Raw genomic sequence first — 22,938 nt, forward strand, 5'->3', positions numbered from 1 at the left:
GTACGTGATGGATCTTGACTTGTTCTTACACCATTTACATTTTCAAAGTGACCGGGTGATCCCGCCGGGCTGGGAAGCAGATTGGGAAGATGCTCCCCTTCCCTTTAAAATCTACCGCGATTTGCCGGAGGCTCCCCTGGCCCACGATCTTCCGCTTTCTTTGCAAGACCAGTCCTTGACCTCAAGGCTTGATGTAGAGGAAATGAGTTATTTTCTCTGGTACGTATTTGGAATCACTCAATTTAGCCAGACGGCACTCCCTCCCATGGAGGACGGAAAATCAGTCGAGACCATTCATTCATTCCGCCGGTTCGTGCCATCGGGGGGAGCCTTATACCCCAATGAATTGTATATATATCTTAAAATAGAAGAACTGCCGGACGGGATCTATCATTATGATGTCGCTCACCACCGTGTTTTATTGCTGCGAGAAGGGAATTTTGATGCTTATTTGACGAACGCTCTTGGAAGCCGCTGTGAGATGTCGGACTGTTTTGGGGCTGCGATCATTACAACGATGTTTTGGAAGAACTTTTTTAAATACAACAACTTTTCCTACCGCCTGCAAGGACTGGATGCGGGCGCACTCATCGGTCAGCTGCTTATGGTTGGCAAAAGTTTCGGTTTTTCATCAAAGGTTCATTTTCAATTTCTTGATCAAGCCATCAATCACTTGCTCGGGCTAAATGATCAGGAGGAAAGCACCTATGCGGTCATTCCTATATCAGAACATAAAGGATTAACCAAACCTGAGGGGAAGTTTAGAGAAATAGCTGCATCCGCATTGTGTGAAGAAATCCCGGAAATCAGCACCCGCCACTACCAGAGGTCAGAAAGAGTCCTTGAATATCCTGAAATATTGAAAATGAATCAACACTCGATGTTGGCCACGCCTGGGGAATTCCGGCAATTGAATAAAAACAAAGAGAAGAAGGACAACATTCAAAGGTTCATTTTGCCGGAAGTGAAGAGGTTAAACTATGATTTAGCTCATGTTTCCCGGAGCCGGTATTCTCCAGGAATGGACTTCATAGAAAAAGGAATCAATCTGATGCAGCTCGCTTCGCTTCTAAAGGAAACGGTGGATTCGAAGGCATTTGATAATGATCTGGATCGAGGAAAGGGGCAGACCCCCCGTATCTCGGTTTATGGGTGTTTTCATAATGTTGAAGGATTACCTGATGGAGCCTACCTGTATGACGACACCTCTCATTCCTTAATACAAATAAAAAAGGGAGATTTTCGCATGGCCCTGCAGGCAGGGATGACACTCGATAACGTTAATCTGCACCAGGTGCCGATGTGCCTTCATATCGTGGGAGAACGGAATCACTACAAAACAGAGCTTGGGTACAGAGGATACCGAGTGCAGCACATGGAAGCGGGCATGCTCCTTCAGCGATTATTGTTAACGGCCAGCGCGCTTGGGATGAACGGTCATCCTTTACTGGGATTTGATGTGAATGGATGTGATCAAATTTATGAACTGGAAAATTTAGATCAAACGACTCTCCTTCAAATTCCTGTCGGTTTCTACCATCCTAGAAGCTGGTTAATTGGGAATATTCATGGCTAGATCATACAAATAGATTCCTTACGGTAAATCAAACGTAAGGAATCTTTCGTTGTCTAGGAAATTATAAAATTCCAAGCTGTGGATCTATATGTTTAAAAGAGCGACATCCAGCTCCAGCACCCAGACACTCGCGTCATAAGCAATCAAAGGGAAGGACACCTTCCTCCGGCCGTTTTGCTTATGCGTTTCGTGTCTACCAGGGCGCTTCGAGCCTTTGTTCTTTTTAGCAGATATAAGGTGAAAATGGCGATTGACCTCTATTTGCAGCAATTACTTCCTATGCCTAAGAGGGTTTTCAATCGTACTCTATCTCTTCGTTAAAATACTTTTCAATAGAATCGCTTCATTAAAAACTCTCGGATCAAGACCCACTTTTTTACTCAGCTGATCCAAACGGTAAATCAATGTATTTCGATGAATGTGCAGAACCTCTGCGGTTTGGTTCATCTTTAAGTCATTCTCGAAAAAGTGCTCCAGCGTCTCTAGATAGGACGGATCGAGCTTTTGAAGACGCTGGACGTAGGGATCAGTAACTTCACGAAAAACGTCCGGATCCAAATGATAAAGGAGCCGCTCGGTTTTAATCGACTCGCTTTCTATAACTTTCCCTTTTTCTCCGGCAAGTTCAATTGCTTCACGCGCCTGCTTGCAGGACTGTCGGATGCCTTCGATTGAATATCCAGGCTGTCCAGCCCCGATGTACACACCTTCAAGGTTAGGGATTAACAGACGCTCACCCTCAAAGGGAAGGGGAACGACGACCGTGTTTTCCTGGTAAGGCAAAATGAAGAGAGGGTCATAGTTTTCCAGGAGAGGGCGGATTTTATCAGCCAGTTCAAAAGCGTTCTGTGATTGATAAATGACCACCTGCCACTGTTTGTGCACATCTACTTGGAGGGTATACTTCGCTTCCCGCTCTAATTCCTCAAGGTTGACTTTGACCGGATGAAGCAGCTGCTGCAGCCACTGGTTCCACTGCCGCTCCAGGAAAAAAGCTTGCTTCTGCATATGCATTTGCTCAAGCGTGATCTCTACAGAGCCTTGCGTCATTCGTGCGGCCTGCATGACGTGATCGGGGTTTCCGGTCAGACCGACGACTCCTGCCAGCTCCCCGCGGTGGAAGATCGGTAAGTTGACTCCTGATTTCGCATTAGAAAAATGATCAACGTCTTTCTCTGTAATGATTTGCGCATTCTTAGCTTCGATGACGGCACGCGCCCCGCCATGCAGCTGACCGACGCGCTCTGGATCAGTGCTTGCGACAATTTTTCCGCGGGCGTTCATGAGGTTGATCGGCACATCTATGTATTTGGATAAGCGCGAGATAATTTCCCGCCCTAATTGCTCAGTCAGTTCCATGGCTGTGACTCCTTTTTGTTACCATCATACCAAAAAGTAAAACCTAATTGTCATGGTTAGCCTTCTGCCGCCCAATCCTCCTCCAGAAACCCCACGCCGCCCGCTTTTTATTAAAATTGCCCTCTATCAGACCTTGATTTCCTCTAGCGTGGTAATCGGGATTCCATTGGTCATAAAGGGGACGAATGCGTCGGGAAGCACCTCGCTTTCCACGGGGAAGACGGCAAGTCTCCTCGGGCTTTTAAGCCCTGTGGGGTCTTGCCAGTCTTGCGTCTCCCGTAGGAGTCTCGGTGCTTACCTCCCCATTACAAGCGAAAAGGTGAATGGAATCCTGCCCTTGCGTGAAGAGGAATCCCACGACTCTTCACCTGGTACCCTGCATTCTTAAAAGCTTAGACCCCAGGAAAAGAGCAAATAGAACGAGAGAGAAAAACTTGTCAGGATAAGGGCGAAGGGAAACGGGGAGACTCCTATGGGAGGAACGTGCAGGGTGAGATCCCCGCAAGGCGAAGCCTTAAGGAAGCTCACCGTACGCCCATGGAAAGCGATCCGTTTCCCGGAGCCCTTTGCGCGATCCTTCGAAAGAAAAGTCGGTCGTCTAAAAGCATGAGATTTCTCCACAAGAAAAGCCTGATCCTTGATTAGGATCAGGCTTTTTATTTAAGCGTTTTGGTAAGAAAGGTTTTTAGCAGATTCCGCTACTTTTTCAAGACCTTGCTGAACGATTTCTTCTGCTTTGTCCGGCTGTGCGTTATGGCCTTCGATGACCACTTCATCTTTAACCTGCATACCGAACAGTCCGCCGAATACATTGCGCATATAGTTTAGGGACATTTCCATTGGCGCCATGGATGGATCAGAGTAAACACCGCCGCGCGCGTTCAATAGAATGACGCGTTTGTCATCCATAAGCGGCTTCAGGCCGTCTTCTGTATATTTGAAGCTAAAGCCGGCTTCTGCAAGATAATCAATGAATGTCTGCAGCTTCGCCGGAATGGTGAAGTTCCAAAGCGGGAAGGCAACGACAATGACGTCAGCGGCACTTACGGCATCTTTCGCTTTTTGCTTGGCATCCAGCAGACGCTGCTCTACGTCTGTTAAGGCAACACCTTCGTGCTGCTTGCCTAATGCGCTGAATAGCTCCTGGCCAAAATAAGGAGTGTCTTCCTCGAATACGTCATACGTGCTTACGTTGATTTCTTCATTGCCTTTTATATTCTCAAGAAACGTCTCGTACATTTTTGTAGAGATTCCATCAGGACGGTTGTTCGCTTTTATTACTAATACGTTCATTTAAAAAAGTCCCTCCATGTTGTAGTGATCGTAATGATTTAACAGAACTCATTATAAAACCTCGAAACTGAGATTTCAATTTTTATGCTTGTCTTGTATTTCTCATGCTCTGGCAGCCTCATATAAATAAAACCTTGCTTCATACTATGTATGGAAGAAGCGAGTTTTTTTAAATGCAACTATTGGGCTGTTTTCTATGGATTCGACATAAAATTGTTAAAATTTTCTGTATCTTTTGCTATTGTTAAAGTTACCAAATTATTCAAGGAGGAAAATACATACTTATGCTATCGATTAAAAGCAAACAAATGATTGTCCTTTTCTTTGCTGTGTTTTTGATGTTCATCCCTTACCCATCCTATGAAGAGCCCCAGGTGAGCGCTTTTTACGAGAATGCCGCTCTATCCGATAAGCTCAATGTGATCTTGACGGATGAAAAATTGAATGGTGCGCTTGCGGGTGTCAGTGTACGCTCGGCGGAAACCGGTGAATTGATTTATGAAAATGACGGGGATCTTCGGTTAAAGCCTGCTTCTAACATGAAGCTTCTGACGGGGGCTGCTGCCCTTGAAACACTGGGGACGGATTATACGTTTACAACAGAGGTATTAGCAGACGGTGAAAGGAAGGGTAACGGTAAAATGCTTCAGGGCGACCTTTATTTGAAAGGGAAAGGTGATCCTACGTTAATGGCAGAGGATCTTGAAGCGATGGCTCAGTCGCTGAAAGAAAAAGGGATCCGCCAGATTACTGGGGATCTGATTGCAGATGATACGTGGTATGACGATATCCGCTTATCCGAGGATATCTCCTGGAACGATGAAACCAATTATACGGCCGCGCAAATATCGGCACTCACCGTGTCGCCAAATGAGGATTATGATGCGGGGACAGTCATCGTTGAAGCGCATCCTTCTAATACAAAAGGAGAGCCGGCTGAGATTATAGTAACTCCTGAAAATGATTATGTGGAAATCATAAATAAAGCAGAAACTGTGGCTGAAGATCAGGAAAAAGATATCTCGATCGAACGGACACATGGAACCAATCAGATTGTGATTGAAGGCGAGATTCCAGTGGACGGGAGCCGCTCGCGTTCCTGGGTGGCTGTTGATGAACCGGCAGGCCTTGCTTTAGATTTATTTCATGAAGCTTTAGAAGAACAGGGAATCAAAATCAAAGGGGAAGAGCGCACAGGTAAAACTCCAAAAGCTGCTGAGCTGCTTGTATCTAAAGACTCAATGCCGGTAGAAGATCTGTTCATTCCTTTTATGAAGCTTAGCAATAATGGCCATGCCGAAGTTTTAGTAAAAGAAATGGGGAGAGTCGTTCATGAGGAAGGCAGCTGGGATAAAGGCCTTCAAGTCGTAGAAGAATTCTTAGCGGATAACGGGGTAAATGCGGATACGCTGAGGCTGCGTGACGGATCCGGCATGTCTCACGTGAATAATGTCCCTGCCAACGAGTTCTCAAAACTTTTATATGAAGTGCAGGAAAAAGACTGGTTCCCGGCTTATTTGAAGTCCTTGCCAGTAGCGGGCGACAGTGACCGCTTTGTTGGCGGTACGCTGCGTAACCGTTTTGACGGAACAGCGGCTGAAGGGAACATTCAGGCGAAAACAGGATCGATCACAGCCGTAACATCACTTTCCGGGTATGTCACAACAAAAGACGGGGAGGAGCTGGTATTCTCCATCGTTTTAAATAATTATCTCGGATCTGTCCGGGCCATTGAAGACAAAATCGCTGTGACCTTAGCAGAGCATGAGTCCGAATAAATAGGCTTTGTTAAACGAAGGTGTAGGCGGTAATAAATTTGCTGATTTCTTAAAGCGGGCGGACATGCAAGTGAGGAGGATTGCGCGTTCGTCCGAAGCAAATTTCTGAATTTCCAAGTTTCCCCCTAATATACTAATATTTGGTTTACTTTACGGGCGGTTAGGTTTATTATTTGGTATATATAACAATAATTAATAAAATTGTAAAAGGGAAATTGTCATGCTTATTACATTTATCGGCAGTACGATTGAAACCCTGCTCATTCTGCTGATCGGCCTGGCTTGTATCAACCGGCTTCAGCAGAAATGGACACTGGTGTTCGTTAGTATGAGTATTGGAGTTTTCTTTATGGTGATCAGGGATCATGTGCCTTCCCTGGTCTATATCTCTTTTGCAGCGATATTAATTTCACTTGTGATTGCCCCGATTTTATCTCTGACTATGAAGAGTGCCTTGATGGTTGTGTTTATCGGCACGATTTCATTGTTACTGGCTGAGGCCCTCAGTTTCAGCTTAATCAGCTTCTTTGTCGACGACATAACCCAATTGCTGCAGAATGATTGGACACGCCTGTTATTATCGATTCCTCATGTTTTATTACTATTAGTTTGCTTACATATTCTTAGAAAAAAGAAAATTATAATCCATGACAGCGAATTGATTGCGAGTGCTTCAACGGATGACCGCAAGTTTGGGTATTACCTCAATGCGATTGTCATGCTCCTTTGTATATCCTTTTTTGTGCTGTACATCCTGGTCTACCGGGCGGACAGTCAGCTGGCACGTCTGCTGGCGACGCTGTTATTTGCCTCGATTCTCATTTTCTTTCTATGGTCGGTTCGTAAAATGCTTCAGCTTTCACAGAAAATTACGGATATTAAAATTGACCATCAGCTTCAATCAGAAGCAATCGCTCACTTCAGGGAAATCAGATCCCAGCACCACGACTTTATTCATCATTTAAACTCCATCTATGGCCTGCTTCTTAAAGAAGATGTGGAAAGCTCCAAAAAGTACATCAGTGAATTGGTCGAGGTGACGAATGCGCTTAATCAGACGATGACGCTTAAGCACCCGGCGATGACGGCTTTATTACATACGTTAAAACAGACAGCTCAGTTAAAGGGGATTACGATTGATTATGCGGTTAACAGTCATTTGCTGGATACGCCGCTGAAAGTTTATGAGATTAATCAGATTCTCGGGAATTTGATTCGTAATGCCATTGAAGCTACAGAATCGACTCCTGAACCGAAGAGGATATCCGTGGAGTTCGGGGAGACGGAGGAGGATCAGTTTATCGTGGTGACGAATTCGTTTAACCTCGGCGAAGCCGATTTAGCCAACTTCTTTGAGGAAGGGTACACGACGAAAAAGACAGATCACAACCAAGGTATCGGTCTTTCTTCTGTGCGGAAAACCGTGGAGAAATACAATGGGATGATTTATCCGGAAGTCGATGATGATCAGATCAGCTTCCATACTTTCCTTCCGAGGAGGCATGAGTATGAGCATTAACGATGTTTCACCGGCCGGTGTCGCTCTGAAACTGGCGGATGCCGTGACGGAGGCTCATCATGAGTTCAGGAGCCAGTCGGATCATATCCGCTACGGACTCGAGTGGGTCCTATCGGGGTTTTATCAGGTAATGGCCGTGGTTCTGCTTGCGTTTCCGTTTCAGCTGCACAAAGAGGCGCTCGTCTGCTTAATCACCGGCGCACTTTTAAGGATGGCTTCTGGAGGCGTTCACTTTGCTTCCTACTGGTGGTGCTTTGCAGTGGGAACCGTGCAGATTCTGTTTTCCTCATTTTTGGCCGCTGCCTTTGAACAGCAGGGCTTACATATTCCGCTTGTTCCAACTTTCGTGATATTGGCGGCTGGTTTGATCCTCACCGCCGTTTTTGCACCGAGGCTGTATAAGACGAAGCTCCTTTTTTCACATACACGCTTGCTTGTTTTTAAAGGGGTTTCTGTCGCCCTTTATACGCTATTATCCATTCTGATGCTTTCTATCATTACCGATCCTTCCCTTCAGTTTGTGATCGGAATGGCCCTATTCTATCAAGTCTTTTCCTTAACTCCTTTCGGGGATAAAACTATTCAGTTTTTTAATAGTTTGTCTACAAACCCTGCGGAAAGGAGGAGAGTGAGTTGACGATCCTGTTAAAAATGATTGGTCTGGTTGGAATAGCTGTCAGTCAGATTTCGACGATGAGCAGCTGCTTTTGGTTTTTGCATGAGCCGGAATTACCAAAGGATGTGAAAGATGAATAATCAACTGAGCATTTTAATCATTGATGATCAGGAAATCTGTCTGGAGCATGCATCAAGGGTGCTGCAGGGATTTCCTTATGTAGGGGAAGTTAAAGGGATTCAGACGCCGAATGAGGCGTTTCAGCTGTTGGCTGATGATCATTTTGACGTGGTTTTTCTGGACATAGAAATGCCGGAGACGGACGGGATCTCGCTGGCCTGCTCGATCCGCCATCAGTATCCTGCGCTGCCGATTGTGTTTGTCACGGGGCATACGGGCTATGCATTGGAAAGCTTTCAAGCGAACCCCGTAGATTATATCATCAAGCCGCTCAATATCGTGCAAACCGAAAGAGCCTTACGGCGGGTGACAGAGAAGGGGGCGGTAAAAAAGACCAGTAAAATAGGGGTTAAAGTGCAGGCGGCCCTAAAGCTGGTGTCAACTGACGAGATCCTGTTCATAGAAAAAAACGGCAGAAAGAGCTACCTATACTTAACTAATAATGAAGTCGTTGAAACCTCTGAGGGTGTGGCCATCCTTGAGAAGAAACTGCGGAATAAAGGGTTTTACCGCAGTCACCAGTCTTACCTCGTCGCTGTGGAAAAAGTGAATGGAATTGAGCCGGATGAGTTTATGAATTCTTACAATCTATCATTTGGCGGGATTCTTCCAATGGCGAAGCTCAGCAAACATAAAATAAAAGAGTTTAAAAGTCAGCTCAGCTACACATGCTAAAAAGAGGTGAGACTTAAGTTCACCCTGAAGACTCAGAAGGAAAACCTAATCCAAGCTGTTTTTACCCTGATCGTCACAAACCCCCGAAAAGTAAGTATGATCTGCTAATATAGCCTTAACAGATCATACTTACTTTCTTTTACAGGTACTTAAGCTTCATCGATCTGTAATACATGAAAAGGGGGTGTAACAATGACTTATCAATCACCGACTCTTGCCGTGGATAACATGAATGTGATGGAGGATGAGGCGTGGCATATAGTGGCCTTAGCAGTTCTTCTTGCTTTAGGCGCAACGATCGTTCTTGGAGCGATGGCGTGGTGCTTTATGTATGCTCGTGAATCTTTCACTGGTTCCTGGACTTGGTCGAGCCCATTCAGTGTAAAGATCGAATGTAGATGACCTAAGGAGTGGAGCCGCTAATTGTGATGGGTTACGGCTTCACTCCCTCCCCATTTTCATACATAATTTCTCATGTAAGAAATAGATTGGTAATGGTCATTCTTTAAAATTATAACATAAAGTGGGTGACACTATTGAAAAGTTTAGAGCTGTTACACGTCGACAAGATTTATAAGAACAAAGTGAAGGCTCTTGATCAATTATCCTTTCATGTAAATAAAGGGGAGATCTATGGAATGATCGGGCCGAACGGGTCGGGAAAAACGACAACCATCAGCATTATCACCTCGTTACTTAAACCGACACAGGGGGAAGCTTCCATCAACGGCTATCCTTCCCACTCCCTTAAGGCGAGACAGTATTTCGGCTACGTGCCCGATGAGCTGCTGCTGCCAGAGACATTAACCGGTCGTGAGCATTTAGAATTTGTCTCGAAAATGTATGATTCCACCCAGCCGGCTTTAATCGAAAAGCTTGTCGATCTGATGCAGCTGACGCCGGCGATGAACTTATTGATCAGCGAATATTCCCATGGCATGAAGAAGAAGCTCCAGCTCATTTCCGCTTTAATTCACGACCCGCAGCTGCTTATTTTAGATGAACCCTTCAGAGGACTGGATCCTGAGGGTGTTATTTTATTTAAACGGATTATTCAAAAGCGGAAGGACCAGAAGAAGAGTATCTTCATTGCGACACATGATCTGCTGAGTGCCCAGGTGCTGTGTGATCGGGTCGGCATTCTTTCAAAAGGCAGCATGGTTGCTGAAGGATACGTCGCAGATCTGCTTCAGCAGTACCAAGTAAATTCTCTGGAGGATTGCTTTATGGTGGCCTCCGGATTAATTGAAAGAGGGATCGAAGTTGAAAAAATCATTCATGATCTCTAAGGTAATTTATTTAACGTGGAAAAATAAATACAAAAACTGGGTCGATGCCTATCCTGCGCTCAAAATCGGTGTGCCTTTGACAGCGGCCGTGTTGTTCTGTTTTCTGATTGTCCTCGCCTATCAGGGGATCTATCCGTTTATCCAGTCTTACGGACTTGACGACTATCGCATGATTCCGGTACTGCTCGCGGCTTTGTTCATCAACTTATCTCTTTTCGCAGGCCTGCTTTTGACGATCTTTCTCTTAATTTCGCCTGAGCGTAATACGCTTGAAATCAACCTGCACTGGATGCCTGTTTCTGGCTTTCAGAGGAAAATTGGCTACTATATTCCGTTAGTGCTTATTGTCCTTACACTTTTATCGGTTCTATACATACCTGTCCTGCTCGCCATCGGCCTCGGGATTTCCCTGACACCGGCCCAGCTCGTCCTGCTGCTTTTTTCCATGTGGCTGCAGATACTTTTCGTACTGCTTTCAACTTTAATTCTGATTGAGGTGTACAGCTTTATCTTCGGGTATGTGCTGAACCTGCCCTACAGCCGTCTATTCAGTCTCGGACTGGCTCTGCTCAGCTTACTTGGTTATTTTGCACTTAACTTCAAGATTACGATGCTGCAGACGCTCTATGAAAATATGAGCTTTAACTTTTTATACATAAGTTTAGTCAACGTTTTTTCCAGTATTCCGGGACTTTACGAAAGCCGTCCTTTAGAAATTGCCGCTGTCAACGGGCTTGTCCTCCTGCTGCTCGCACTGTTTCTGCTTACCGTCTTTTTACCGGCACGGTTAGTGGAAGCGCGAGGCTTTGCCCTGTTTAAATGGCTGCCTTTTGTGAAAAGTCCATTCGCCTCTGTCATCGTTAAAGAGGTGAAGGAAAACCTGAGAAACCGGGAAAATTTGTTCTATTATATTCTTTTGTTTATTTTTGCTTCGCTGCTGCTCGTCTTTACGAATCCAGTGTCGTATTCCGGGATTATCATACTGCTGATTTTCCTGCTCAGCAGCACGCAGAGCTTCAATTCGTTTGGACGCGAGAGGGAGCAGTTCCGCTATTACCTGACGCTCCCCTATAAGCTCGACTACTGGATCTTTGGGAAATTAATCGGAACCCTCCTCTTTAACCTTGTGCTCGCTGGCGTACTGTTTCTGCTGTTCTCCATCAAGGTCGATTTCACCGTGATGAGCTACTTTGAAAATATGTATATTGGCATCCTCGTGTCGATCGCCCTGTTCCTGGCCGGTGTCATCCTTCCGTATTCACCGGAACAGCCGTATTCCACGGCTTTTGCTGCGGTGATCGGCAGCTTTTTAGCAATTCCGATGCTGTACTTGATGTCTAAAGTTATGAATGTTATCCCTTCGGACTACTATTCGATTTCGGCTTTAGGCACATGCTGTGTGCTGCTGGCCGTTCTTAAATTCATCCTGACATGGAGGCGATCCGGTGATTTCATCTAAAACGGTTCCAAAGTTTTCCTATGATATTGAGCTGTACGAGTCCTATTTGTTTGATCTCTCTCTGAATAAAAAGCATCCGATTAACCAGCCGACGTTTATGATGCTCTCCAAAGTGGATGGCCGGCGCACATTTGAAGAGATTATGGCAATGCTTCAGGCCGATTACCCGGACGCGGATCCGCAGTTAATCGAACAGGATTTTACAACGCTGCTACTGTCGATGAAGCGCCATCTGTTGATTGATCTGCCGGGGACGCTGAAAGAAAAACTACGCCAGGCATCCATATCAATGATGAATCCGATGGTGCGGGAGTTTTCCTATCAGCGCCACTCGTTTCAAGGGTTTTCTTTTATGAAAATCCTGTTTTCCCTGACGTGGATCACCTTGAGAAAAATGATGCCGATTTTGCTGCTGTTTCTTTTACTGGCCTGCGGGCTCATCATGATGAGCGGGCAGACACCGCTGATTATCTATCCAGTTTCCTTACTCGTCGTGATCCTTTCGATCATCTTAAGCATCGCGGTTCATGAAGCCGCGCACCTCTATCTGCTGCGCCGCCTGACGAAGAACCCGAACTTAGGCCATATCAAAGAGCAGGTGCTCACGTTAAAAGTCGTCCGTCCGCAAATGGAGGAGGACCTGCAAGTCATCACCGCCGGTCCGTTGCTGACGGCATCAGTTGGGGGGGCGGGCCTTTGGCTGACAATGCTCGTGACCCAGCCGTTCTGGCATTTGACGCTCCATGTATGTGCGGGAATTTTCCTGCTGCACCTGCTTTATCTTCTTCCGTTCATTGGGGATGGACGAAACTTTAAATATTCCATAAACGAAAGGGAGTTTTTACTATGAGAATGACTTCAGTCCTTAAGCTGCTTTTCATTTCGATTATTACGGCGATCGTGCTTGTATTCGCCGGGTTTGCGGGGATTACGCTTTATTCTTTATTTACGTTTAACTCCATCGAGCTGGGCAGTTTTTATAACCTCGACGTGCAGAGAGACCCGGCTGGATTTTCACTCAATATTTCACCAGGCATCCTTTATGTCGTAGGCACGACCGCTTTGTTGATCTTGATCATTCTTTCCGTCAGTTTCATCGTAAAGAATTCTAAAAAGCAGGGGACAGCATGACGAAAAACCGCTGGGTCGTCCTGATTGGTTTCTTCCTATTCGCTGCCGCTCTTTTTTATATCTTCAGCTACAGCTCTCAAGAGACGACAGCCAGTCAGCATAAGATCGAGTCCATCTCGGACACGGGCTACGCCTTTGGTAATGAAACGGCCCCTGTGAAGATCGTTGAGTTCTCCAACTTCGAATGCCCTTCCTGTCAGAAGAGCCATCAAGAAATTAAGGAAGCGCTCAAACAGGCGATCGACAGCGGTGCCGTCTACTATATTTTTAAGCATACGAGCCTCGATCAGTTTACGAAGAGCCCGCTCGTCAGTGAGAGGGTGGCCTCCTTAGAAGACGATGAGACGAAGCCTGAAGTCATGGACCAGATCTTTCAAGAACAGCAGTCGTGGTCCAAGCTGAATGAAAAGGAACTGATCGAATACCTCGAAGAGATGAACCTGACTCAGGCCGTAGATTTGGAGGAGGAACGCGCTACGATCCAGGAGGAAACGAAAGAGCTAAACGTCTCAGGCACACCGACGATCTTCGTCAATGATAAAAAAGTACAAGGAGCGTTAACGGAAAAAGCCTTCAAAAAACTGCTGCAGTCCTCGCTTGAATAATAAAAATCTCCCCCGCATCGCTTGAGGGCGGATTAAGCAGCGGCTGACAAAACGAAAAGAGAGCCGTCAAGAAACGGCTCTCTAGGCTGGTAGAGAATAAAGAGGAACAATCTTCAACAGTATACGAAACGAAGCTCGTTGGTTTAGTGGCAGGTATCATATATATTTTCTCTAATAAACGGCGGCACTTCCCGTAAGGAATTCAGTGTCTGTATCTTATGATTGGGGAGGACGTTCGTTTCAATTTTATTATTATATTTCCATTCCAGCTCCGCAGGGATGTGGATCGTGTTCAAACCGAGCTTAAGCCCGGGGGTAATATCTGTCCTTAAGGAATTCCCGATCATCCACGTGACATTACGGTCACACTTGATCGTATCCACGACCTCCTCGAGAGCGTTTGTATTTTTATGATTGTAAATAAAGATACGGTCTTCAAAATACGTATATAATTCAAGCTGGTGAACCTTCCGATGCTGATTATCTTCATCTCCCCCTGTGAATAAATAAAGTTCATGTCCATCTTCTTTCAGCTCGTTTAACACTTCATACATATGGGGAAGCGGCTGGACTTCGACCTGGAAGACGCTTTGTCCAATTGTACGGATCCGCTGGATTTCACTTTCTTGGACAGGGCGGTCGTATTTTTTTGAAAAGTAACTGTACGTATCCACGAGCGATTCTGGAAAACGGGCGGAATTCAGCCCGTGTTCTTCAATACTCTTGATATCAATCTCCAGCTGTTTTTTCTTAAGCTCTTCAGGCGATGCACAAGGGAACCAGGCGAGCAGCTCAATGGTAAACTGATCGATGGCGTCCTTGAAGTATTTATTGCAATGAACCAATGTATCATCTAAATCAAAGATCAGCACTTGTGGGGTCATAGGTGTAAAGCTCCTTTAATGAAATAAGAGTACACTTATCATTAGATGGATGGACAAAAATATGTATAAGACGGTAAAAATTCACGGCTTCCCCATTTAGGTTAATCGGTTGATTTGTTTTACGCTTCTGGCTTGATGAGGCTGTACCGTTACTTCATACGTATCAACCGTTTCATTTGTAAACGCCTGGATTCCTGCTTCGGATGGCAGCTGTGCGTTATTAAGACTTAAAGCGGTCTGTACGTCACCCTTACCGACAAAGCCTTTTGGTTGAAGAATCTAAAGATTTTTTGTTCGACAAAAAGTCCTGTTATTTCTATCTTAGCTGACAGAAATTCTTCCGCTGATAAAAAGGGAACCTCCTGTTTAGGGAGTTCCCTTTCTGTTTAATCATTCTCGAGCTCAATCATGTAGCTGCCTCGATCGGTAATTAAAGAAAACCGATGGTCCTCGTATTGATATTGTGTTGAATCCTCCAGCGGAATTTCATAAACAGGGGATGGAAGCGGCTGATAATCGCCTCTGTCCGTTTCTGTCCGTCCCTCGCCGTTGAGCTTCAGTTCATGCATCGGCTCATATTCATCGGCCCGTCTTGTATCCCTCGAGTAGGAGACGTCATTTAAATCGATATAAACCGTGTCTTCGTCTCCCTGCTCATGCTTTGTCACTTTTATCGTTTTACCGCTCCATTGCTGTAAGTTTTCATTAAATTGCTCAACGCTTAATTGCTTGCTCATGCTGATCCCTCCTGCTCTTTATGTTTTCCCAGCTTTTAGGAATCATACCCGGACAAGCTTCGGCTGAAACGAAAAAACTATTTCGAATTCAAAATTTTAAAAAGAGTCATAAACCCCACAATCCCAAGGGCTGAGCCAAAAGTAATGATCTTATATTTCTACAAATTTTTCAGAATATTATTGACTTACGTGTATATACAAGCTTATACTCTAAATGTAAGCCCTTTCATATTTTTTTGACCGTTTACTAAAACGTTTTCGAAAGATTTGAAGTAAAGATTTTATCGGTAAACTGATTTTGTTGGACGAAAGGAATTTGCGAGAATCCTGCTTAAAAAACGGGGGAAAGAAGCCTTCAAAAAAGAGCGGGCTGACTATCGATAGCTATAAAATGAATCCATTCATTTTATTGACTATATATTTTTCAATTAAAAGGGGAGGAATTTACATGACGTTTGGGAAGAGGACGCTCAGCGGTCTGATATTATTTGGTTTAATTCTTATTTTAGCGGCGTGCAGCGGCGGGGATTCCGGAAGCGACAGTGCAGAGGGAGAATCCGGCGGTGATTCAGAAGCAGCAGACAGCATTACGATCTTCCAAAGTAAAGTTGAGATTTCTGACCAGCTTGAGGCATTGGCGGAACAGTATACAGAGGAAACCGGGGTTGATGTTGAGATTTGGGGTACAACTGGGGATGACTATTTCTCACAGCTGCAAATTCGTTTAAACAGCAACCAGGGGCCTTCCATCTTTACGCTTGGTAATGAGAGAGAAGCCGAGAGATTAGAGTCTTACTTATATGATATGAGTGGTGAATCTTACGTTGAAAACATTGCTCCCGATATGGAGTTAAAGCTGGGTGACCAGATTGTTGGGATTCCTTATGGGGTTGAAGGTTATGGTTTAGTGTATAACAAGGATTTAGTAAGCCCTGAAGATATTACGAATTATGATTCGTTCGCAAGTACATTAGAAAAATTGAGTGCTGAAGGGGTTAATCCACTTAGCCTTTCCCAGGAAGCATTCTTCTTAATCGGTCACATGAGTAACTATCCATTTGCCCTTCAGGATGATTATCGTGCGTTCGTTGATCGCTTGAGCGCTGGAGAAGTGACGATGTCTGAAACGGAAGAATTCCAGGAGTTCGGCAAGTTCCTGGAAGCGATTAAAGCGAACGCCGGAAATCCAATGGATGTGAACTATGACGAGCAGATGGGTGACTTTGCAACAGGCAAGACAGCTATGGTCCACCAGGGGAACTGGGCTTACGGCATGTTGGCTGATTATGAACTCGACTTTGAAGTTGGCATGATGCCATTCCCGCTTATGGGTAACGATAAGCTGGCTGTAGGTGTTGGCGGAAACTGGGCGATTAATGGCACGAAGGATGAAGGAGAAATTCAGGCGGCCAGTGATTTCCTTGAGTGGATGCACACGAGTGAAGAAGGACAGCGTTATATCGTTGAGGAATTCGGCTTTGTACCAGCTATGACAAATATTGAAGCAAATGATTTAGATCCATTGTCTCAAGCGGTATTTGAAGCTTCCAACAGTGGAGAAACGATTCCTTGGGCACAGAACTATTTCCCGGCTAACGTCATCCAAAACGACTTTACACCGGTAGCTCAAGAATTCTACTTGAATGAAGACATGACAGGAGAGCAATTTATCGAGCAGCTGGATGCCGCTTGGCAGAATGCTACCAAGTAAGGATCTAAACAGGGGGACTTGTTCTTTTGATAAGAGCGGTCCCCCGCTCCTTTCATCTTAAAACTGCAGGAAAGAAGGGATGGACGTGTACAAACAAAAAAACTGGGCATGGTTCTTGCTTTTCACCGGTCCTTTACTTATCATCTTTTCCACGGTTGTCATAATCCCGTTTATTATTGGTATATTTTATTCATTTTTTCAGTGGGATGGAATTAGTGCGAATCCGATGGTACCGATTGGGATCGACAACTATATTCAGCTATTAGACGACTCTCGTTTTATAGATTCTGCCTGGATCACGATAAAATTTACGATTCTGGCGGTTATTTCTGTTAATGTTGCAGGCTTGGCTTTTGCCTTATTTGTTACTTCGAAGTTAAAAATTGCGAATACAGCGCGGACGATGTTCTTTATGCCTTATTTAATCGGCGGACTGATCCTGGGATACATCTGGCAGTTCGTATTTTCTGATGTATTTGAATTGATGGGGGAAGTCACAGGGTTTGAGAGTGTCTTCTTTAATTGGCTGAATGACCCGGATTATGCGTTATATGCGTTAGTATTTGTATTTACGTGGCAGATGGCCGGATATGTGATGATCATTTATATCACGGGGATACAAGGTATTCCGAATGAGATTATGGAAGCTGCCCGAATTGATGGCGCAGGGCGCTGGCAGCAGTTAAGAAAAATTACGTTTCCCCTGCTTATGCCTGCGTTTACGATCAGCTTATTTCTGGCTTTGTCGCAAGCCTTCAAAATTTACGACGTGAACTTATCCTTAACCAATGGCGGTCCGGCGAATGCGACGGAACTGTTTGCCATGAATATTTTTAATGAAATCTTTGGCTACGGCAACTATGGCTACGGCCAGGCAAAAGCGATTATTTTCTTCTTAATCGTTGCGATTGTTTCATTGACGCAAGTGTACATCACGAAGAAACGGGAGGTTGAAATGTAATGAAAAAACCAGGTGCTTATATTAAAGAAACCCTGCTTTTCTTACTGGCTCTCTTGTTTCTGTCCCCGATTTACATAATAGGGGTCAACTCATTTAAAGATCGGGCGGCACTGTATGAGAATGTCTTAGCATTTCCGGAAAACTTCAGCCTGGAGTTCTATAGGAGCGCGATGGAGGAAATGAACTTCATGACGGCCCTGTTTAACTCCTTGTATATTACGATTATTTCAGTGATCATCATCGTTATTCTTTCAGCAATGACGGCGTGGATGCTGGCTCGTACGAATAACGCGCTCAGCAACATTATTTTTATGACGTTTATCGCCACGATGCTGATTCCGTTCCAGACAATCATGATGCCGCTGATGCAATTGATGGATACGATAATGGATACGACCGGACTTCCGATGATCAACACACGGGGCGGGCTGATCTTTATGCACGTCGGCTTTAACTCTAGTATTTCCGTGTTTTTGTATCATGGATTTGTTAAATCCATTCCGATATCCTTAGAAGAAGCAGCCACGATTGATGGGGCTTCAAAGTTCGGGATCTTCTGGAGAATTATCTTCCCGATGCTTAAGCCGATCACCGTTACCGTCCTGATTATTAATGTAATCAGCATCTGGAATGACTACCTGCTGCCATCTTTAACACTAACATCCACAGACTTAAGAACCATTCCGCTTTCCACGTTCTACTTCTTCGGTGAATTTACGATTCAGTGGAACCTGGCTATGGCGGGACTTGTCCTGACGATCATTCCTGTTATTATCTTCTATGCGCTGGCACAGAAGCACATTATTAAAGGGATTGGCGAAGGGGCCGTTAAATAACAGCAAAGGAGGAGAAGGAGATGCAGAGCTACTCGGGAATCTTTGGGGTTCTTCATTTTATAACAACATGGGTAATGCGGCTTTCTGTCATTAATGTCATCTGGTTTATCATTAACCTTCCCGTCTTTCTCGTAGTGGCAAGTGTTATGATGAATTTCAGTACGTCCGCCGATATTATCTATCTTTCTCCTTTGCTTATCTTCGGGCCGTTGTTATTTTTCCCAAGTACGACGGCGCTGTTTGCCATGGCGCGTGACTGGATGGTTGATAAGGACCATTCATCACTTGTGAAATCTTATTTATTCTATGTAAAAAGCAATTATAAAAAGAGTTCGATGGCCGGGTTTATCTGGGTTTTGATCTGGATGATCTGGGCGGTCGATCTCTACTTTTTTATAGGCGTTAACAGCTTAATGGGTACCGTTATCCTCATGATCGGTATGCTGCTGTTTGTGACGACGATCCACTTCTTTTCGTTAAGCGTGCATTATCACATGACTATCCGGCAGCTTTTGAAAAACAGCTTAATGATGACTGGCGGCCGGCCGCTGCTTACGGTCGGTACCGGGCTGCTCGGATTGTTTATCATTTATATCAGCATGGATATCTGGTTTTTACTTATCTTTTTTACAGGCTCTCTGATTGCCTGTCTATCTTTCTATTTATTCTACCGCTCGTATATTAAGATTAGAAACTCTTAGACGTTTGAAGTAAAGGTGAAGTTCATGAAAGGAAAAAGGTCTGCTTGGACTCCATAGCTTTTATTTCGTGATAGGTTCAGGCGTTGTCTGCAAAATTATGAGCGAATTTTTCTTTCCTTTGATACATGGCGGTGCTGAAGGAAAATTGCGAGACTCCTGCGGAAAAACGGACGATCCGAGACCTCGCAGAGCGATTTTCTCGAGGAAGCTCGGACGTTCGTCCGCGGAAAGCGAGTGATTTTCCTGAAATCAACAGCAAGTCATCAGCAAACCAATCATTAAAACAATAATCACAGGAAGCAGGGGAAGAGCATGGCCACCATTAAAGATGTAGCAAAAAAAGCGGGAGTATCGGTCAGCGTCGTATCAAAGGCCTTTAACAATTACGCCGATATTAACCCAATGACACGGGAAAGAATCTTAAAAATCGCCATGGAACTAAACTATACTCCAAACCTCGCTGCCAGAAATCTGTCTTCTAAAAAGCAGACAAACGTCGGGCTGATTTCTTCGGCCGTGTTGAATCATAACGAGAAAGATACGAACGCCTATGAGGTCATTAAAGGGATTTATACAGCGGTCGAAGAGAGAGGATATGACTTGTCGATTTTTTTAATAGATTCACAGAAACAGAAGCAGAAGAGCTATACCCAATTTTGCCGTGAGCGGAATATTGGCGGCGCTATCCTGCAGGGAATGCGGACAGACGATGCTTATTTTAGAGAACTGGTAGATACGAAGATTCCTTGCGTCTGTGTGGATATGATGACAGAAGACAAAACCAATCCTTACATTGGCGGTGTATCGTTAAACAACCGGGCCGCTGCCAAAGAAGCGGCTGTTCATTTACTGGAAAATAATCATAGAGAAATCGTCATCGTCGCAGGAACGAAAGAAACGACGGTGAATATTGAGCGGCTAAAAGGAGTAGAAGACGCTCTAGAGGAGAATAGTATTCTACTTAAAGATCTAGATATTTTGTATGCGGATTTTTCCGAAGAGAAGGCTTATCAACTAGCCAAAGAGTACCTGCAGGCTAAACGTCCGACGGCTTTCTTATGCTTTAGCGACCTTATGGTGTTTGGCGTGATGAAGGCAGTCAAAGAAGCGGGGCTCCGCATCCCCGAAGACCTGTCGATCACAGGGTTTGATAATCTTCCGTTCAGCAGTCTGACGTATCCTCCTTTAACGTCCGTCCAGCAGGACTTTTTTGAAATCGGGAAGCAATCGGCTCAGCTGCTGCTTGATTTAATGGAAGGTAAGCTCGACCGTCATCACATCTTTGTGAATCATAAACTCGTCAAAAGGGAAAGCGTACGAAAAATATAACTGTTAAGGAGAAGAGCGATGGACTATAGTGTCATAAAGGAAGACGACGTATTTCTTACGACCGAAAAGAATGGAGACATTCTGGCAGGAGACCAAAAAGGGTATGGGCTTTATACGCAGGATACGCGATTTCTAAGTCAATTTGAGCTTAAAATAAACGGAAAGGAGCCGTCCCTTCTCTCCTCCAATGACGATAAAAATTATATCGCCACGATACGTCTCGTAGAAAACAAAGAAGACGTAGGGGCTGTGGAAGCAGTGCGCGAACGGTTTATTCATCAGAGGATTTTCTATGAACGCGTGACGTTTACGAATTATTTTCTTGAAGCAACGCAGGTGGAGGCTTCCGTAAGCTTGGACGCTGACTTTCAGGATATGTTTATCGTCCGCCAATTTAAAAGCGGCGAAGTAGGGAAGCTCACCGGGCATACGTTTAAGCCGGGCTCGATGATGATCGGCTATCAAGGAAAAGACGATACAACAAGGGAAACGGTGATTGAATGGGACAGCCCCGCCAACCATATCAGCAGTAACGGAACTATCCACTTCACGTTGGAGCTTGAACCCCAGCAGCAGAAGGCAATTACTTTTACTATCACTCCCGTAATCGCTGGAGCCTGCAGCAAGCCTCTGCCTTATGAAGAAGCTCTCGGGAAGCTGGAAGCCTCCTATCAGAACTGGATCGATCAGGGAACAAAAATTGAAAGCGACCTTCCTGTATTTGATGAAGTTTTCAAACGGGGAGCCGTGGATACGAGAATGCTGATGACCGACGTCGGCTTTGGCAGCATCCCTGTAGCAGGCGTGCCGTGGTTCTCGGTACCGTTTGGCCGCGACAGCCTGATTACTTCTTTATTTATGCTTCCTTACCGTTCGGATCAAGTAAAAGGAACGCTTAGGACCCTGGCGCATTACCAGGGCAAAGAAGAGCGCCCGGAGCGTGATGAACAGCCAGGAAAGATTATGCACGAAATCCGCTTTGGCGAACTTGCGAAAACGGGCCAGATTCCGTTTACTCCTTATTACGGAACGGTAGATGCGACTCCGCTGTTTATCGTGTTAGCTTCGGAATACTACAACTGGACTGGTGATCTTGAGTTCATTCTCGAATTAAAGCCGGCGATTAATGCTGCGTTTTCATGGATGGATCACTATGGAAATATCAAAGACGACGGATTCATCCAGTATGCCAAAACGAGTGAAGACAGCTTCATTAACCAGGGCTGGAAGGACTCTGATAACTCAAACGTCCATCAGAACGGTACACTGGCAGAGGACCCGATTTCCTTAGCTGAAGTGCAGGGCTATGTGTATCAGGCGAAGCAGAATATGGCTGAGATCTACCGTAAACTTGGAGATGAGGACAGAGCCGGACAGCTGGAAGAGGAAGCTTTGAGCTTGCAGGAAAGGTTTGAAAAAGCCTTCTGGATGGAAGAGGAGCAGTTTTACGCCCTTGCTCTTGACGGTGACAGCGAGCCGGTCCAAGCGATCACGTCTAACCCAGGGCATGTTCTCATGTCCGGAATGCTCAGTGAAGAGCGGGTCAAGCGTGTGGCCGAAGTGTTGACGGGGAAGCCATTGTTTAATGGGTATGGAGTCAGGACGATGTCGAGCGAGTCTGTCGGCTACTATCCGATGAGCTATCATAACGGCAGCGTTTGGCCACATGATAATGCAATGATTTTACTTGGGCTGATTAAAACCGGCCGAAGCTCTGAAGCACTGACGATTGTCAAAGGAATGCTCGAAGCCGCGCAGTCATTTGAAAACCTGCGGCTGCCGGAATTATTCTGCGGTCATGACAAAGAGATCGGTTACTTAGTTCCCTATCCGACTACATGCTCGCCGCAGGCCTGGGCCGCTGCGTCTTCCTTCGTCTTTTTACAGGCGGTGATCGGGGTTAATCCTGATGCTGCAAAAGGTGAAGTTACTGTGAATCCTGCCTTTTTAGAGAACATGAATGAAATTAAAGTAGAGGGCATGCGAGCAGGAGGCGGAGCCGTTTCGCTGAAAATTACCAGGAGCTGTGATGAGTATAACGTGGAGGTATTAGAAAACACCTCAGGCTGGACGGTGCGCCAGGCTTAAGATCACAGGCTGTCGAGCAAAGTCTCGACAGCCTGGTTTTTTATTGTTTAGGAAATTATAAAATTCCAAGCTGTGGATATATATGTTTATAATAGCGACATCCAGCTCCAGCACCCAGACACTCGCGTCATAAGCCATCCGGCCTGCTAAAAGGGAAGACCACCTTCCTCCGGCCGTTTTGCTTATGCGTTTCGCGTCTATCAGGGCGCTT

The 22,938-nt window shown here is 45.2% G+C and carries 22 protein-coding genes; 18 read left to right on the top strand and 4 right to left on the bottom strand.

Annotated elements, in window-relative coordinates:
* The first annotated feature begins 7 nt into the window (after positions 1-7).
* Entirely contained in the window at positions 8-1,576 is a 1,569-nt protein-coding gene (locus HUS26_RS16695; protein WP_173918173.1) for a SagB family peptide dehydrogenase, read from the top strand.
* Positions 1,577-1,882: 306 nt separating this feature from the next.
* Here HUS26_RS16695 and HUS26_RS16700 read toward each other — a convergent pair whose 3' ends face one another.
* Together HUS26_RS16700 and HUS26_RS16705 are read right to left on the bottom strand one after the other, a co-directional pair.
* Complete coding sequence (locus tag HUS26_RS16700; RefSeq protein ID WP_173918174.1) at positions 1,883-2,935, bottom strand: sugar diacid recognition domain-containing protein; 1,053 nt, start codon at positions 2,933-2,935, stop codon at positions 1,883-1,885.
* Positions 2,936-3,595: 660 nt separating this feature from the next.
* Positions 3,596-4,228 carry an FMN-dependent NADH-azoreductase gene (locus tag HUS26_RS16705; protein WP_173918175.1) on the bottom strand — a complete coding sequence of 211 codons (633 nt, stop codon included), beginning with the start codon at positions 4,226-4,228 and terminating at the stop codon, positions 3,596-3,598.
* Between the two features lie 284 nt (positions 4,229-4,512).
* On the opposite strand from HUS26_RS16705, the gene dacB reads away from it, so the two are divergent.
* From dacB to HUS26_RS16760, 11 genes are all read left to right on the top strand, one after another.
* Positions 4,513-6,006 carry a D-alanyl-D-alanine carboxypeptidase/D-alanyl-D-alanine-endopeptidase gene (gene dacB, locus HUS26_RS16710; protein ID WP_173918176.1) on the top strand — a complete coding sequence of 498 codons (1,494 nt, stop codon included), beginning with the start codon at positions 4,513-4,515 and terminating at the stop codon, positions 6,004-6,006.
* Between the two features lie 220 nt (positions 6,007-6,226).
* The gene (locus HUS26_RS16715) at positions 6,227-7,525 is read left to right on the top strand and encodes a GHKL domain-containing protein (RefSeq protein ID WP_173918177.1); all 1,299 of its coding nucleotides are present in this window, start codon (positions 6,227-6,229) and stop codon (positions 7,523-7,525) included.
* Positions 7,515-8,162 (top strand): accessory gene regulator B family protein, encoded by a 648-nt coding sequence (locus tag HUS26_RS16720; protein ID WP_173918178.1) that lies wholly within the window; start codon positions 7,515-7,517, stop codon positions 8,160-8,162. The genes HUS26_RS16715 and HUS26_RS16720 overlap by 11 nt, the downstream gene beginning before the upstream one ends.
* Positions 8,159-8,281, top strand: a complete 123-nt coding sequence (locus HUS26_RS16725) for a cyclic lactone autoinducer peptide (protein ID WP_173918179.1) — start codon at positions 8,159-8,161, stop codon at positions 8,279-8,281. The genes HUS26_RS16720 and HUS26_RS16725 overlap by 4 nt, the downstream gene beginning before the upstream one ends.
* The gene (locus tag HUS26_RS16730; RefSeq protein ID WP_173918180.1) at positions 8,274-8,996 is read left to right on the top strand and encodes a LytTR family DNA-binding domain-containing protein; all 723 of its coding nucleotides are present in this window, start codon (positions 8,274-8,276) and stop codon (positions 8,994-8,996) included. Before HUS26_RS16725 ends, HUS26_RS16730 begins: the two co-directional genes overlap by 8 nt.
* Positions 8,997-9,188: 192 nt before the next feature.
* Positions 9,189-9,398, top strand: coding sequence for a hypothetical protein (locus HUS26_RS16735; protein ID WP_173918181.1), 210 nt, complete (start codon positions 9,189-9,191; stop codon positions 9,396-9,398).
* 134 nt (positions 9,399-9,532) lie between these two features.
* Positions 9,533-10,285: an ABC transporter ATP-binding protein gene (locus HUS26_RS16740; RefSeq protein ID WP_173918182.1), complete on the top strand. Its 753-nt coding sequence runs from the start codon at positions 9,533-9,535 to the stop codon at positions 10,283-10,285.
* The gene (locus HUS26_RS16745; RefSeq protein WP_173918183.1) at positions 10,260-11,744 is read left to right on the top strand and encodes a hypothetical protein; all 1,485 of its coding nucleotides are present in this window, start codon (positions 10,260-10,262) and stop codon (positions 11,742-11,744) included. The genes HUS26_RS16740 and HUS26_RS16745 overlap by 26 nt, the downstream gene beginning before the upstream one ends.
* Positions 11,731-12,594, top strand: a complete 864-nt coding sequence (locus HUS26_RS16750) for a hypothetical protein (protein ID WP_173918184.1) — start codon at positions 11,731-11,733, stop codon at positions 12,592-12,594. Before HUS26_RS16745 ends, HUS26_RS16750 begins: the two co-directional genes overlap by 14 nt.
* The gene (locus HUS26_RS16755; protein WP_173918185.1) at positions 12,591-12,875 is read left to right on the top strand and encodes a hypothetical protein; all 285 of its coding nucleotides are present in this window, start codon (positions 12,591-12,593) and stop codon (positions 12,873-12,875) included. Before HUS26_RS16750 ends, HUS26_RS16755 begins: the two co-directional genes overlap by 4 nt.
* Positions 12,872-13,480 carry a thioredoxin domain-containing protein gene (locus tag HUS26_RS16760; protein ID WP_173918186.1) on the top strand — a complete coding sequence of 203 codons (609 nt, stop codon included), beginning with the start codon at positions 12,872-12,874 and terminating at the stop codon, positions 13,478-13,480. Before HUS26_RS16755 ends, HUS26_RS16760 begins: the two co-directional genes overlap by 4 nt.
* Before the next feature lie 143 nt (positions 13,481-13,623).
* On the opposite strand, the gene HUS26_RS16765 is transcribed toward HUS26_RS16760, so the two are convergent.
* Both HUS26_RS16765 and HUS26_RS16770 read right to left on the bottom strand, forming a co-directional pair.
* Positions 13,624-14,364, bottom strand: a complete 741-nt coding sequence (locus HUS26_RS16765; protein WP_173918187.1) for an HAD family hydrolase — start codon at positions 14,362-14,364, stop codon at positions 13,624-13,626.
* Positions 14,365-14,750: 386 nt separating this feature from the next.
* Entirely contained in the window at positions 14,751-15,101 is a 351-nt protein-coding gene (locus HUS26_RS16770; RefSeq protein ID WP_173918188.1) for a hypothetical protein, read from the bottom strand.
* A gap of 448 nt (positions 15,102-15,549) precedes the next feature.
* Here HUS26_RS16770 and HUS26_RS16775 point away from each other — a divergent pair, with 448 nt between their 5' ends.
* From HUS26_RS16775 to HUS26_RS16800, 6 genes are all read left to right on the top strand, one after another.
* Entirely contained in the window at positions 15,550-16,812 is a 1,263-nt protein-coding gene (locus HUS26_RS16775; RefSeq protein WP_173918189.1) for an extracellular solute-binding protein, read from the top strand.
* A gap of 85 nt (positions 16,813-16,897) precedes the next feature.
* Positions 16,898-17,773, top strand: coding sequence for a carbohydrate ABC transporter permease (locus HUS26_RS16780; protein WP_173918190.1), 876 nt, complete (start codon positions 16,898-16,900; stop codon positions 17,771-17,773).
* Positions 17,773-18,609, top strand: a complete 837-nt coding sequence (locus tag HUS26_RS16785; protein ID WP_173918191.1) for a carbohydrate ABC transporter permease — start codon at positions 17,773-17,775, stop codon at positions 18,607-18,609. The genes HUS26_RS16780 and HUS26_RS16785 overlap by 1 nt, the downstream gene beginning before the upstream one ends.
* A 20-nt stretch (positions 18,610-18,629) precedes the next feature.
* Complete coding sequence (locus tag HUS26_RS16790; RefSeq protein WP_173918192.1) at positions 18,630-19,310, top strand: YesL family protein; 681 nt, start codon at positions 18,630-18,632, stop codon at positions 19,308-19,310.
* 312 nt (positions 19,311-19,622) lie between these two features.
* On the top strand, positions 19,623-20,639 hold the full coding sequence (locus tag HUS26_RS16795) for a LacI family DNA-binding transcriptional regulator (RefSeq protein ID WP_173918193.1): 1,017 nt from the start codon (positions 19,623-19,625) through the stop codon (positions 20,637-20,639).
* 18 nt (positions 20,640-20,657) lie between these two features.
* Positions 20,658-22,727 (top strand): amylo-alpha-1,6-glucosidase, encoded by a 2,070-nt coding sequence (locus HUS26_RS16800; RefSeq protein ID WP_173918194.1) that lies wholly within the window; start codon positions 20,658-20,660, stop codon positions 22,725-22,727.
* Positions 22,728-22,938 lie beyond the last annotated feature (211 nt).

The sequence above is a fragment of the Halobacillus sp. Marseille-Q1614 genome, from assembly GCF_902809865.1.
Taxonomy (GTDB): Bacteria; Bacillota; Bacilli; order Bacillales; family Halobacillaceae; genus Halobacillus_A.

What these genes read in the sequence shown, in the direction of transcription:
- HUS26_RS16720 (WP_173918178.1), top strand. Translation starts at nt 7,515, where the DNA reads ATGAGCATTAACGATGTTTCACCGGCCGGTGTCGCTCTGAAACTGGCG.
- HUS26_RS16760 (WP_173918186.1), top strand. Translation starts at nt 12,872, where the DNA reads ATGACGAAAAACCGCTGGGTCGTCCTGATTGGTTTCTTCCTATTCGCT.
- HUS26_RS16770 (WP_173918188.1), bottom strand. Translation starts at nt 15,101, where the DNA reads ATGAGCAAGCAATTAAGCGTTGAGCAATTTAATGAAAACTTACAGCAA.
- HUS26_RS16735 (WP_173918181.1), top strand. Translation starts at nt 9,189, where the DNA reads ATGACTTATCAATCACCGACTCTTGCCGTGGATAACATGAATGTGATG.
- HUS26_RS16800 (WP_173918194.1), top strand. Translation starts at nt 20,658, where the DNA reads ATGGACTATAGTGTCATAAAGGAAGACGACGTATTTCTTACGACCGAA.
- HUS26_RS16730 (WP_173918180.1), top strand. Translation starts at nt 8,274, where the DNA reads ATGAATAATCAACTGAGCATTTTAATCATTGATGATCAGGAAATCTGT.
- HUS26_RS16785 (WP_173918191.1), top strand. Translation starts at nt 17,773, where the DNA reads ATGAAAAAACCAGGTGCTTATATTAAAGAAACCCTGCTTTTCTTACTG.
- HUS26_RS16705 (WP_173918175.1), bottom strand. Translation starts at nt 4,228, where the DNA reads ATGAACGTATTAGTAATAAAAGCGAACAACCGTCCTGATGGAATCTCT.
- HUS26_RS16775 (WP_173918189.1), top strand. Translation starts at nt 15,550, where the DNA reads ATGACGTTTGGGAAGAGGACGCTCAGCGGTCTGATATTATTTGGTTTA.
- HUS26_RS16695 (WP_173918173.1), top strand. Translation starts at nt 8, where the DNA reads ATGGATCTTGACTTGTTCTTACACCATTTACATTTTCAAAGTGACCGG.
- HUS26_RS16795 (WP_173918193.1), top strand. Translation starts at nt 19,623, where the DNA reads ATGGCCACCATTAAAGATGTAGCAAAAAAAGCGGGAGTATCGGTCAGC.
- dacB (WP_173918176.1), top strand. Translation starts at nt 4,513, where the DNA reads ATGCTATCGATTAAAAGCAAACAAATGATTGTCCTTTTCTTTGCTGTG.
- HUS26_RS16715 (WP_173918177.1), top strand. Translation starts at nt 6,227, where the DNA reads ATGCTTATTACATTTATCGGCAGTACGATTGAAACCCTGCTCATTCTG.
- HUS26_RS16765 (WP_173918187.1), bottom strand. Translation starts at nt 14,364, where the DNA reads ATGACCCCACAAGTGCTGATCTTTGATTTAGATGATACATTGGTTCAT.
- HUS26_RS16790 (WP_173918192.1), top strand. Translation starts at nt 18,630, where the DNA reads ATGCAGAGCTACTCGGGAATCTTTGGGGTTCTTCATTTTATAACAACA.
- HUS26_RS16700 (WP_173918174.1), bottom strand. Translation starts at nt 2,935, where the DNA reads ATGGAACTGACTGAGCAATTAGGGCGGGAAATTATCTCGCGCTTATCC.
- HUS26_RS16755 (WP_173918185.1), top strand. Translation starts at nt 12,591, where the DNA reads ATGAGAATGACTTCAGTCCTTAAGCTGCTTTTCATTTCGATTATTACG.